The sequence below is a fragment of the Bradyrhizobium sp. JYMT SZCCT0180 genome (assembly GCF_018130165.1).
In the GTDB taxonomy this organism is placed as follows: domain Bacteria; phylum Pseudomonadota; class Alphaproteobacteria; order Rhizobiales; family Xanthobacteraceae; genus Bradyrhizobium.
Genome location: NZ_JAFCLZ010000007.1, coordinates 272,771 through 285,193 on the forward strand (window position 1 = coordinate 272,771; position 12,423 = coordinate 285,193).

General features: G+C 64.9%; 8 protein-coding genes and 1 riboswitch. Of the genes, 7 read left to right on the forward strand and 1 reads right to left on the reverse strand.

What is annotated here, in order from left to right:
- Positions 1 to 204: 204 nt before the first annotated feature.
- The 4 genes from JQ641_RS13055 (at position 205) to JQ641_RS13070 (ending at position 4,531) form a co-directional block, all read left to right on the forward strand.
- Positions 205 to 1,932 carry an alpha/beta hydrolase family protein gene (locus JQ641_RS13055; RefSeq protein WP_211996353.1) on the forward strand — a complete coding sequence of 576 codons (1,728 nt, stop codon included), beginning with the start codon at positions 205 to 207 and terminating at the stop codon, positions 1,930 to 1,932.
- Between the two features lie 64 nt (positions 1,933 to 1,996).
- The gene (locus JQ641_RS13060; protein ID WP_211996354.1) at positions 1,997 to 2,611 is read left to right on the forward strand and encodes a hypothetical protein; all 615 of its coding nucleotides are present in this window, start codon (positions 1,997 to 1,999) and stop codon (positions 2,609 to 2,611) included.
- Positions 2,612 to 2,732: 121 nt separating this feature from the next.
- The gene (locus JQ641_RS13065) at positions 2,733 to 3,950 is read left to right on the forward strand and encodes an NADP-dependent isocitrate dehydrogenase (protein WP_211996355.1); all 1,218 of its coding nucleotides are present in this window, start codon (positions 2,733 to 2,735) and stop codon (positions 3,948 to 3,950) included.
- A 77-nt stretch (positions 3,951 to 4,027) separates the two neighbouring features.
- The gene (locus JQ641_RS13070) at positions 4,028 to 4,531 is read left to right on the forward strand and encodes a DUF3455 domain-containing protein (protein WP_211996356.1); all 504 of its coding nucleotides are present in this window, start codon (positions 4,028 to 4,030) and stop codon (positions 4,529 to 4,531) included.
- A gap of 50 nt (positions 4,532 to 4,581) precedes the next feature.
- On the opposite strand, the gene alaS is transcribed toward JQ641_RS13070, so the two are convergent.
- Positions 4,582 to 7,257 (reverse strand): alanine--tRNA ligase, encoded by a 2,676-nt coding sequence (alaS, locus tag JQ641_RS13075; RefSeq protein WP_211996357.1) that lies wholly within the window; start codon positions 7,255 to 7,257, stop codon positions 4,582 to 4,584.
- A gap of 201 nt (positions 7,258 to 7,458) precedes the next feature.
- Positions 7,459 to 7,549: riboswitch (glycine riboswitch) on the forward strand.
- A 136-nt stretch (positions 7,550 to 7,685) separates the two neighbouring features.
- Here alaS and gcvT point away from each other — a divergent pair.
- From gcvT to gcvP, 3 genes are all read left to right on the forward strand, one after another.
- Positions 7,686 to 8,831, forward strand: coding sequence for a glycine cleavage system aminomethyltransferase GcvT (gcvT, locus tag JQ641_RS13080; protein WP_211996358.1), 1,146 nt, complete (start codon positions 7,686 to 7,688; stop codon positions 8,829 to 8,831).
- A 9-nt stretch (positions 8,832 to 8,840) separates the two neighbouring features.
- Complete coding sequence (gene gcvH, locus JQ641_RS13085) at positions 8,841 to 9,206, forward strand: glycine cleavage system protein GcvH (protein ID WP_192734185.1); 366 nt, start codon at positions 8,841 to 8,843, stop codon at positions 9,204 to 9,206.
- A 161-nt stretch (positions 9,207 to 9,367) separates the two neighbouring features.
- Positions 9,368 to 12,241 (forward strand): aminomethyl-transferring glycine dehydrogenase, encoded by a 2,874-nt coding sequence (gcvP, locus tag JQ641_RS13090; protein ID WP_211996359.1) that lies wholly within the window; start codon positions 9,368 to 9,370, stop codon positions 12,239 to 12,241.
- Positions 12,242 to 12,423 lie beyond the last annotated feature (182 nt).

Genomic DNA, 12,423 nt, shown 5'->3' on the forward strand with positions numbered 1-12,423 from the left:
GTCGGCCCCAACAGCGGCCGGAATTCTCAAGCCGGACAACGGGCTTAGTAGCGTTTCCGAAAGTTCAGTCAAAGCCTCAATTGGGCAGAATCGCACTAGCTTGTAAGCGCACGGCTTTCGGATAGGCTAACAATCACACTCAAAGCGAAGCTGCAAACAAACAGGCGGCCGGTTCAACGGCTGAGGCCTCAAGAGGAGACGTCCATGCGCGGCAGATGGTCGTTGGCGATTGTCGGTATCCTCCTCATTTTGGCCGGTGGACTGCTGGCCCATTTCACCCAGACCTCGGGTGGCATCCGTATCCAGGACGTCAGGTTCAAGGGCGCCAAGGGCAACACCATGAGTGCCCTGCTCTACATTCCCGCGAATGCCACGCCGCAGATTCCGGCGCCGGGGATTCTCGCGGTCCATGGCTACATCAATTCGCGCGAGACCCAGGACGGCTTTGCGATCGAGTTCGCCCGCCGCGGCTATGTCGTCCTCGCCCTCGACCAGACCGGTCACGGCTATAGCGACCCGCCCGCCTTCGCCAACGGTTTTGGCGGTCCGGACGGGCTGGCTTACCTGCGCAGCCTCGACTTCGTCGACAAGACCAATATCGGCCTCGAGGGTCATTCGATGGGTGGCTGGACGGTGCTGGCGGCGGCAACCGCCATGCCCAACGACTATCAGTCCATGGTGCTGGAGGGGTCGTCGACCGGCAAGCCGTTCGCCGCCGACGGCACCCCGACCTGGCCGCGCAACACCGCTCTGGTGTTCGCCCAGTACGAGGAATTTTCGACCCTGATGTGGGGCGTCGATCGGGCCCGCGACGTTACCCAGAGTCCAAAGCTGTGGGCGATGTTCGGCACCCAGGGGCCGGTCGAACCCGGCAAGGTCCATGGCGACATCGCCCAGGGAACCGCGCGGGTGCTCTACACCCCCGCCATCACCCACCCGGCCGAGCACATCTCCCATGAAGCCATCGGCTACAGCCTCGACTGGTTCGCCAAGACGTTGAAGGGCGGCACGCCGCTGCCGGCCAACGATCAGATCTGGTTCCGCAAGGAGCTTGGCACGCTGATCGCTCTGCTCGGCTTTGTCGCCCTCCTGATCGGGGCCTTTGATGCCCTGCTGGAAGCCAAAATGTATTCCCGCCTGCGGCTGCCCGAAATCGCCGATGGCACCATGCCGGCCCATTCGGCGGCGAGCGGCCGGCGCTGGACCGCGGCCTTCATCCTGTCGGCGTTCATCCCGGCGCTGACCTACTATCCGGCCTTTGCGTTGGCCGGCACTTTTGTAAAACCGTCGGCCTGGCTGCCGCAGGGGATCACCAACCAGATCATGGTCTGGGCCATCCTCAACGCCCTGATCACGCTGGCCCTGATGCCGTTCGCGCCCAAGCGGGCCAGCCGGGCTGGGATTATCGGGCAGTCGGTCGTGATCGCGGTCGCCACCGTTGCGATCGGCTATGCGGCGCTGTGGCTGGCCGACCTCGCCTTCAGGATCGACTTCCGGTTCTGGATCGTGGCGTTGAAGTTGATGAGCGCCAGGCAGGCGCTGATTTTCCTGATCTATCTGGTGCCGTTCACGGCGTTCTTCGTGGTGGCGCTGCACGTGCTGCACCGGAATTTCTCGACCATGGCCGCCGGCCGCGCCTGGCTCTATCTCACCAACATCCTGGCGCTGACGCTGGGCTTCATCGTGCTGCTGGTGCTGCAATACGGCACGCTGTGGCTAACCGGAAAGCTGTTCAACCCGCTGCCCGATCCCGGCTTCGTGCCGCTTTCGACCATCGTCGCCATCCAGTTCGTGCCGCTACTCGCGATCTGCGCGGTGGTCGCGACCTTCACCTGGCGGCGCACCGGCTCGAGCCTGCCGGGCGCCCTGATCTGCGGCCTGTTCGTGACCTGGTACGTGGTGGCGGGAACGGCAACCCAGGCGGCGTTCTGACCCTGATCGAGCCTGAGGCAGGCCTCGGAGCGAACCGCGCCGGCTCGCGCCGCGACCAAGCCTCATGTCTTCCCAGCAACAGCCCTTTCCACATACCCCCAGGCCCTCGCATGCGTCCCTGATCGGCCGGCAGCGGGCGGGACAGCTGGCGCCGACCGACACCGCCAAGGCGCTGCAGGCGGCGCGCGGCTGCCCCGATGCGTGGTATCGCGTCCAGGCACTGACCTCGGTCGCGGAATACGCGGACCCGGCCGCGGCCTTGTCGATCCTGGAAGAAGCGGTGCGCGAAGCGCAGTCATGCCATGACGCCTATGGCACGGTGGCCGTGATGGCATGGCCGATCCGCGTGGCACTCAAGCAAGGGCGGCTCGTCTTCGCCGAGCGCGAGCTCAAAAAGTGCCTTGATCTGGCCCCTCGAATTGAGCCCCACGCATCGCAGGCCTATGCGCTCGAGATTCTCTGGCGCGCCTGCTTCGCGGAGCATCCCAGCCATGCCAATGCGGTGTGGCGCAGAATTCTGGAGCTGTGCCATCCGGACCGCAGCTGGCGTGCCGCCCGGCTCTATCTGCACATCGCCGAGATCCAGCACCGGCAGAACCGCAACGCCGCCGCGGTGATCCGCGCCATGCCACCCGGCAAGGCGCGAAGCTGGCTGGAACGGCGTTTCGGGCTCGCCTGAAAACCAGCCACATCTGCCCCGCCAATCGCCTTCCAGCCCGCGTTTTCGGGTGCTATAGCGACGGCACCACCATCCCATCCGCCGCTAAACGCGCGGTTTTCCAAAAAAGGCCCCCTCCGTCATGGCAAAAATCAAGGTGACCAACCCCGTCGTCGAACTCGATGGCGACGAGATGACCCGGATCATCTGGCAGTACATCAAGGACAAGCTGATCAACCCCTTCCTTGACGTGAACCTGATGTATTTCGACCTCGGGATGGAATACCGCGACAAGACCAATGACCAAGTCACGGTCGACGCCGCCAACGCCATCAAGAAGGTCGGCGTCGGCGTCAAATGCGCCACCATCACCCCTGATGAGGCCCGGGTGAAGGAATTCGGCCTCAAGGAAATGTGGAAGTCGCCGAACGGCACCATCCGCAACATCCTCGGCGGCGTGGTGTTCCGCGAACCCATCATCTGCAAGAACGTGCCGCGCCTGGTGCCCGGCTGGACCAAACCGATCATCATCGGCCGTCACGCCTTCGGCGACCAGTACCGCGCCACCGATTTCAAGTTCCCCGGCAAGGGCACGCTGACGATGAAATTCGTCGGCGAGGACGGCCAGGTGATCGAGCGCGAAGTCTACAAGTCGCCGGGCGCCGGCATCGCGCTTGCGATGTACAATCTCGACGACTCGATCGCCGATTTCGCCCGCGCCTCGTTCAACCAGGGCCTCGCCAAGAGCTACTCGGTCTATCTGTCGACCAAGAACACCATCCTGAAAACCTATGACGGGCGGTTCAAGGACATCTTCCAGGACATCTACGACAAGGAATTCAAGGCCAAGTTCGAGGCGAAGAAGATCACTTATGAACACCGCCTGATCGACGACATGGTGGCGGCGGCGATGAAGTGGTCCGGCGGCTATGTCTGGGCCTGCAAGAACTACGACGGCGACGTGCAGTCCGACACGGTGGCACAGGGCTATGGCTCGCTCGGCCTGATGACCTCGGTGCTGATGACGCCGGACGGCGACACCGTGGAAGCCGAGGCCGCGCACGGCACGGTGACCCGACATTACCGCGAGCACCAGAAGGGCAAGGAAACCTCGACCAACTCGATCGCCTCGATCTTCGCCTGGACCCGCGGCCTGTCGCACCGCGCCAAGCTCGACAACAACGAGGAACTGGCGAAGTTCGCCAACACGCTGGAGAAGGTTTGCGTCGACACCGTCGAGGCCGGCTACATGACCAAGGACCTTGCGCTCCTGGTCGGCGCCGACCAGCGCTGGCTCTCCACGACAGGCTTCCTCGACAAGGTCGCCGAGAACCTGACCAAGGCGATGGCGGCGAAGTAAGCCGCCTCGGCAAGACCCATCGACGTCATGGCGAGCGAAGCATTCGCTCCTCGCCATGACGAGTTCGGAGTATCGCCATGCTTCCAAATCGGATTGCCGCGATTGTCCTCCTGCTGTCGGCGAGTTCGGCGACCACGCGCGCCGCCGAGCCGCTTCCCGAAGCCATCGCGGCGCCAGGCCAGACCGTCGTCGTGACCCTGCACGCCGAAGGCGCGCAGGTGTACGAATGCAAGGCCGGCGCTGACGGCAAGGCGATCTGGTCATTCCGGGAACCGATCGCGACGCTGCTCGCCGACGGCAAGACCGTCGGTCGCCACTACGCCGGACCGAACTGGGAACACAGCGACGGCAGCGCGGTGGCCGCCAAGGTTGCCGGCAACGCCCCCGGCGCGACCGCCAATGACATCCCCTGGCTGAAACTCGAAGTGACCTCCCGGCGTGGCAGCGGCGTCCTCACCGATGTCACAACGGTGCAGCGGATCAATACCAAAGGCGGCAAGCGCGACGGCGCCTGCGAGACCATCGGCAGTTTTTTGAACGTGCCCTACTCGGCGGACTATGTGTTCCTGCGCAAACCCTGAGCGACGCGCCTAGTCGTCGGGCGCGTTCCCGGCTATCGCGCAGCGCGTCGCTACGCCCCGGCCATCGCCTGTTCGATCGCCGACAACGCCGCATCGGCCTTGGCGCCGTCGGGTCCGCCGGCTTGCGCCATGTCGGGCCGCCCGCCGCCGCCCTTGCCGCCGAGCGTCGCCGAGGCGATCTTGACCAGATCGACGGCGCTGAAGCGCGAGGTCAGGTCGGCGGTGACGCCGACCACCACGCCGGCCTTGCCATCCTCGGTGACACCGACGATCGCAACCACGCCGGAGCCGATCTGCTTCTTGCCGTCGTCGACGAGACTCTTGAGATCCTTGGTCTCGACGCCTTCGACCGCACGCGCCAGCAGCTTGACGCCGCCGGCTTCGCGCACGCCGCTGGCCGACGCCGCGCCATTGCCCCCGCCGCCGCCCATCGCGAGCTTCTTGCGCGCATCCGACAGGTCGCGCTCCAGCTTCTTGCGCTCTTCCACCAGCGCGGCAATGCGCGCCGGCATTTCCTCGACCGAGGTGCGCAGCTCGCCGGCCGCATTCCTCGCAAGCTGCATGGTGTCGTTGGCGTGCTTGCGCGCATGCCGTCCGGTCAGCGCCTCGATGCGGCGGACGCCGGAGGCAACCGCGCTTTCGCCGGTCACTGAAATCAGGCCGATGTCGCCGGTGCGGCGAACATGGGTGCCGCCGCACAATTCCACCGACCAGCCAAGCGCGTTCTGGCCCTGCTCGCGAGCCTGCCGGCCCATCGACACCACCCGCACCTCGTCGCCGTATTTTTCGCCGAACAGCGCGCGCGCCCCGGCCTCGCGGGCATCGTCGACCGCCATCAGGCGCGTGGTGACTTCGTCATTCTCCAGCACCACCTCGTTGGCGATATCCTCGATGCGCGCGAGTTCTTCCGCCGTGATCGGCTTCTGGTGCACGAAATCGAAGCGCAAGCGATCGGGCGCCACCAGCGAGCCGCGCTGGGCGATGTGGTCGCCGAGCACCTGACGCAGCGCCTCATGCAGCAGATGCGTCGCCGAGTGATGCGCCCGGATAGAGGAGCGCCTGACATGGTCGACCTCGAGCTGCAACGCAGTTCCGACCTTCAGCGTGCCCTGCTCCACCGTGCCCTGATGCACGAAGAGATCGCCGGCCCGCTTCTGCGTATCGGTGACGCGGAACTTGACGCCCTCGCCGATCATCACGCCGGTGTCGCCGACCTGGCCACCGGACTCCGCATAAAACGGCGTCTGGTTCAGAACGATCGAACCGGTCTCCCCGGTCTTGAGGCCGTCGGCATCCTTGCCGTCCTTCACCAGTGCGGAAACCACGCCCTCGGCGCTCTCGGTTTCATAACCGAGGAATTCGGTGGCGCCGAGTTTTTCGCGCAGCGGGAACCAGATGTTCTCGCTCGCGGTATCGCCGCTTCCCGACCACGACGCGCGCGCCTTTTCCTTCTGCTTCTCCATCGCATCGGTGAACGAGGCGAGATCGACGCTGATGCCGCGCGATTTGAGCGCGTCCTGCGTCAGATCGAGCGGGAAGCCGTAGGTATCGTACAGCGTGAACGCGGTATCGCCGTCGAACATGTCGCCCTTCTTCAGCGAACTGCTCTTCTCGTCGAGAATGGAAAGGCCGCGCGCCAGCGTCTTGCGGAAGCGGGTTTCCTCCAGCCGCAGCGTTTCCTCGATCAGCTTTTCCGCCCGCACCAGATCCGGATAGGCCTGGCCCATCTCGCGCACCAGCGCCGAGACCAGCCGATGCATCAAGGGATCGCGCGCGCCGAGCAACTGCGCGTGGCGCATCGCGCGGCGCATGATCCGGCGCAGCACATAGCCGCGGCCCTCGTTCGACGGCAGCACGCCGTCGGTGATCAGGAAGGCGGAGGAGCGCAGATGGTCCGCGATGACGCGGAACGACGCCACGTTCTGCTCCTGCGGCCCTTCTCCGAGCGCGGACGCGGTAGCATCGATCAGGTGACGGAACAGATCGGTTTCGAAGACGCTCTCAACGCCCTGCAGGATGCAGGCCATGCGTTCCAGCCCAAGACCCGTGTCGATGGAGGGACGCGGCAGCGGCTGGCGCTCTTCCTTCGTCACCTGCTCGAACTGCATGAAGACGAGATTCCAGAATTCGAGGAAGCGGTCGCCATCCTCCTCCGGGCTGCCTGGCGGACCGCCCCAGATATGCTCGCCGCGGTCGATGAAGATTTCGGAGCAGGGACCGCAGGGCCCGGTATCACCCATGGCCCAGAAATTGTCCGAGGTCGGGATGCGGATAATGCGGTCGTCGGAAAAGCCCGCGATCTTCTTCCAGAGAGCGGCCGCCTCGTCGTCGGTGTGATAGACGGTGACGAGCAGCTTGTCCTTCTTCAGCCCGAAATCCTTCGTGATCAGATTCCAGGCAAGCTCGATCGCGCGCTCCTTGAAGTAGTCGCCGAACGAGAAATTGCCGAGCATCTCGAAGAAAGTGAGATGGCGCGCGGTGTAGCCGACATTGTCGAGGTCGTTGTGCTTGCCGCCGGCGCGGACGCATTTCTGCGAGGTGGTGGCGCGCTGATACGGGCGCTTCTCGACGCCGGTGAAGACGTTCTTGAACTGCACCATGCCCGCATTGGTGAACATCAGGGTCGGGTCGTTGCGCGGCACGAGCGGCGACGAGGCCACGATCTCATGACCATTCGCCTTGAAGTAATTCAGAAATGTCGACCTGATCTCGTTGACGCCGCTCATGTTCATCCAATCGGAAAATAGGACCGGGTCAGGCCGCAAATAGCCTTTTCTGCCGGCGCAACGCTTTTAGACAAGGCCAAAGGCGGTGTCCAGAAACTGTGCAGGCGGATCATAGGCTTGCCGCAGCACACAAGACTGGTTGATAGACGCTTCCGCGCGTTGACAGCCATGGTGGCGCCGTGTTTTCCTTACCCCTGTTCAAGACGTCACGTCGGGAGAGATCGGCTTAAGCGCCGGCGCCGAAGGAGCAACCGCCCCGGAAACTCTCAGGCAAACGGACCCCGTGACGGACTAACATCTGGAAAGAGACGCCGAAGGGTTTTGGCCCAGGGGTGTCCGCCGACGGGATAATACTCTCAGGCACAGCGACAGATGGGGCTTTCTTTGGGTTTTTGGGGACTGGTCCCCGAACCCTGGAGGGTCCCTGAATGCTGGCACGCGACGAATCTCCTTTACATCACACACCCTTGCACGCGCTCCATGTGGCACGCGGCGGCAAGATGGTTCCGTTTGCCGGCTATGAGATGCCGGTGCAGTACGCCGCCGGCGTGCTCCGGGAACACCAGCACACGCGCAGCGCCGCCGGGCTGTTCGACGTCTCGCATATGGGCCAGCTCGCGCTGCGGCCGAAATCCGGCAAGGTCGAGGACGCCGCATTGGCGCTGGAACGGCTGGTGCCGCAGGACATCGTTGCGGTGGCGCCCGGGCGGCAGCGCTACGCGCAGTTCACCAATCCCAATGGCGGCATTCTCGACGATTTGATGGTGGCGAATTTCGGCGACCACCTGTTTCTGGTGGTGAACGCCGCCTGCAAGGCCGAGGACGAGGCCCATCTGCGCGCGCACCTTTCGGAGGCCTGCGTGATCGATTCGCTGTCCGACCGCGCGCTGATCGCGCTGCAGGGGCCGAAGGCCGAATCGGCGCTGGCGAAGTTTTGTGCAGATGTGTCAGCGATGAAATTCATGGACACCGGTCCGCGCAAGGTCGCGGGCTTCGACTGCTTCGTCTCGCGCTCCGGCTATACCGGCGAAGACGGTTTTGAAATTTCGGTTCCGGCTGAACACACCGAAGCGCTGGTGACGGCGCTGCTGGAGAACAGCGACGTGCTGCCGATCGGACTGGGCGCCCGCGACAGCCTGCGGCTCGAGGCCGGGCTTTGTTTGTACGGCCACGACATCGACACCACGACCAGCCCGGTCGAGGGCGCGCTGGAATGGTCGGTGCAGAAAAGCCGCCGCACTGGCGGCGCGCGCGCCGGCGGTTTTCCCGGTGCCGAAATTATTCTGGCCCATTTCGAAAAAGGCGCCGCGCGCCGCCGCGTCGGCCTGCGGCCCGAAGGCCGTGCGCCGGTGCGCGAGGGCGCGGTGTTGTTTGCGGACAGCGCCTCGGCCGAGCCGATCGGCAAGGTCACCTCAGGCGGTTTTGGCCCGAGCCTCAATGCCCCGGTCGCGATGGGCTATCTGCCGTCGCCGCTCGCCGCAGCCGGCACGCAGGTTTTCGCCGAAGTCCGCGGCCAGCGCCTGCCGCTGCAGGTCGCCGCCATGCCATTCGTTCCCAACACCTATAAACGCTGAGGAAGTTCCATGACGATCTTGTTCACAACCGACCATGAATGGCTCCGCATCGAGGGCGATGTCGCCACCATCGGCGTCACGGATTACGCGCAGTCGCAGCTCGGCGACGTCGTATTCGTCGAGCTGCCCAAGGTCGGCCGCAGCCTGAAGAAGGCGGAGGCCGCCGCCGTGGTCGAATCCGTCAAGGCCGCCTCCGACGTCTACGCGCCGATCTCCGGCGACGTGCTCGAAGTCAACGAGGAGCTCGCCGCCGAACCCGCGCTGGTGAATTCCGACGCCGCCGGCAAGGCCTGGTTCTTCAAGCTGAAGATTGCGGACAAGAGCGAACTCGACGGCCTGATGGATGAAGCCGCCTACGCCAAGCACACCGCGTGAGAGATGAAGCAGATTGCGACCACACCCACACTGTCGTCGCCCGGCTTGACCGGGCGACCCAGTAAGCCGCGGCCCTTCGGCTCCATCGCTAATGTCCCGGCGTACTGGATGCCCGCCTTCGCGGGCATGACACCGAATTTGCACATTCGAACGAGGCACTCATGAACGCGCCCTTCAAACCCCTGAACGAACCCGCCACCGATTTCGTGCGCCGCCATATCGGCCCCTCGCCCCGCGACATCCAGGCGATGCTGGAGAGCGTCGGCGCCAAGAGCCTCGGCGAACTCATGAGCCAGACGCTGCCGTCGTCGATCCGGCAGAAGACGCCGCTCGATCTCGGGCGCGCGTTGAGCGAGACCGAAGCGCTGGCGCATATGGGGGAACTGGCCGCGCAGAACCAGGTGTTCACCTCGCTGATCGGCCAGGGCTATTCCGGCACCATCCTGCCCGCGGTGATCCAGCGCAACATCCTGGAAAACCCGGCCTGGTACACGGCGTACACCCCGTACCAGCCCGAGATCAGCCAGGGCCGGCTGGAAGCGCTGTTCAACTTCCAGACCATGATCTGCGACCTCACCGGCCTCGATGTCGCCAACGCCTCGCTGCTCGATGAAGCCACGGCTGCGGCCGAAGCGATGGCGCTGGCGGAGCGGCATTCCCAGGTGAAAGCACAGGCCTTCTTCGTCGACAAAGACGTCCATCCCCAGACGCTGGCGCTGCTGCGCACCCGCGCCGAGCCGCTGGGCTGGAAACTAATCGTCGGCGATCCCCTCGCCGATCTCGACAAAGCGGACGTGTTGGGTGCGCTGCTGCAATACCCTGGGAGCTCCGGCGCGGTACGTGATCTGCGCCCCGCGATTGCCTCGCTCCACGCCAAGGGGGCGCTTGCCGTCGTCGCCGCCGATCTGCTTGCGCTGACGCTGCTGGCCTCGCCCGGCGAACTCGGCGCGGACATTGCAATCGGATCGGCGCAGCGCTTTGGCGTGCCGATGGGTTATGGCGGGCCGCATGCCGCCTACATGGCGGTGCGCGACGCGCTGAAGCGCTCGCTGCCCGGCCGCATCGTCGGGCTGTCGGTGGATTCGCGCGGCGAGCCGGCCTACCGCCTGGCGCTGCAAACCCGCGAGCAGCATATCCGCCGCGAAAAGGCCACCTCCAACATCTGCACCGCGCAGGTGCTGCTGGCGGTGATCGCATCGATGTACGCGGTCTATCACGGCCCCGAAGGACTGACGTACATCGCGCGCCAGGTGCACCGGCGCGCCGCCGTGCTGGCGGCGGGACTGACAAAGCTCGGCTTTGCGCCGGCGTCACAGAATTTCTTCGACACGGTCACGGTGACATCAGGCGCGAAGCAGGACGAGATCGTCGCCCGCGCCCGCGCTGAAAAGATCAATCTGCGTCTCGGAGACGGCACGCTTGGAATTTCGGTGGACGAGACCACGACGCCGGCCGTGATCGAGGCGGTGTGGCGCGCGTTCGGCGGCAAGCTTTCGTACACGGAAATGGAGATCGGCGCACGCGAGGCGTTTCCCGTTGAATTGAAGCGCGCCACCGCGTTCCTGACCCATCCGGTGTTCCACGCCCACCGCTCCGAAACCGAACTGCTGCGCTACATGCGCAAGCTCAGTGATCGCGATCTCGCGCTCGACCGCGCGATGATTCCGCTGGGCTCCTGCACCATGAAGCTCAACGCCACGGCGGAGATGATCCCGCTGACCTGGGCCGAGTTCGGCAGCCTGCATCCGTTCGCTCCGGACGAACAGGCCAAGGGCTATCACGCGCTGTTCAAGCGGCTGGAAAAATGGCTGTGCGACATCACCGGCTATGACGCGATCTCGCTGCAGCCGAACTCCGGCGCGCAGGGCGAATATGCCGGACTGCTGGCGATCCGCGGCTATCACGCCGCACGCGGCGAGCCGCATCGCAAAATCTGCCTGATCCCCTCCTCCGCGCACGGCACCAACCCGGCCTCCGCCGCGATGGTCGGCATGGACGTCGTGGTGGTCGCCTGTGACATCAGAGGCGACGTCGACGTGGACGATCTGCGCGCGAAGGCCGAGAAGCATTCCAAGAATCTCGCCGCGATCATGATCACCTATCCCTCGACGCACGGCGTGTTCGAGGAGCACATCCGCGACATCTGCGACATCGTGCACGGCCATGGCGGACAGGTCTATCTCGACGGCGCCAACTTGAATGCGCAGGTCGGCCTGTCGCGGCCCGGCGATTACGGCGCCGACGTCAGCCACCTCAATCTGCACAAGACGTTCTGCATTCCGCATGGCGGCGGCGGCCCGGGCATGGGGCCGATCGGCGTCAAGGCGCACCTCGCGCCCTTCCTGCCCGGCCACCCGGCGACCGATGGCGCTACGTCGCATCCGATCGGACCGGTGTCGGCCGCCCCGTTCGGCTCGGCGTCGATTCTCACGATCTCCTACATCTATATCCTGATGATGGGCGGCGAAGGCCTGACGCGGGCGACCGAGATCGCGATCCTCAACGCCAACTACATCGCGGGCAGACTCGATCCGCATTTTCCGGTGCTGTACAAAAACGCAAAGGGCCGCGTCGCGCATGAATGCATCGTCGATCCCCGCCCGCTCAAAGCAACCAGCGGCGTCACCGTCGACGACATCGCCAAAAGGCTGATCGACTACGGCTTCCACGCGCCGACCATGAGCTTCCCGGTGCCGGGCACGCTGATGATCGAGCCGACCGAATCCGAATCGAAGGCGGAGCTGGATCGCTTCTGCGATGCCATGATCGCGATCCGCAACGAGATCGCCGAGGTCGAGAAGGGCCGCTGGAAGATCGAAGCATCGCCGCTGCGCCACGCCCCGCACACCGTGCACGACATCGCCGACGACGCCTGGGCCCGCGCCTACAGCCGCGCCGAGGGCTGCTTCCCGGCCGGCACGTCGCGGACGGACAAATACTGGTGCCCGGTCGGCCGCGTCGACAACGTCTATGGCGACCGAAACCTGGTGTGCTCGTGCCCGCCGGTCGAGGATTACGCGCAGGCCGCGGAGTGATACTCCGCGCAACATACCTTGCTCGTCATGCGCGGGATTGACCCGCGCATCCATCGACAAGACTCCTCGAAGGAGATGGATTGCCGGGTCAAGCCCGGCAATGACAACAACTACCTGTAGGATGGGTGGAGCGCAGCGATACCCATCATCGCGCACCACGCGAGGTTGGCATCTTGCGATGG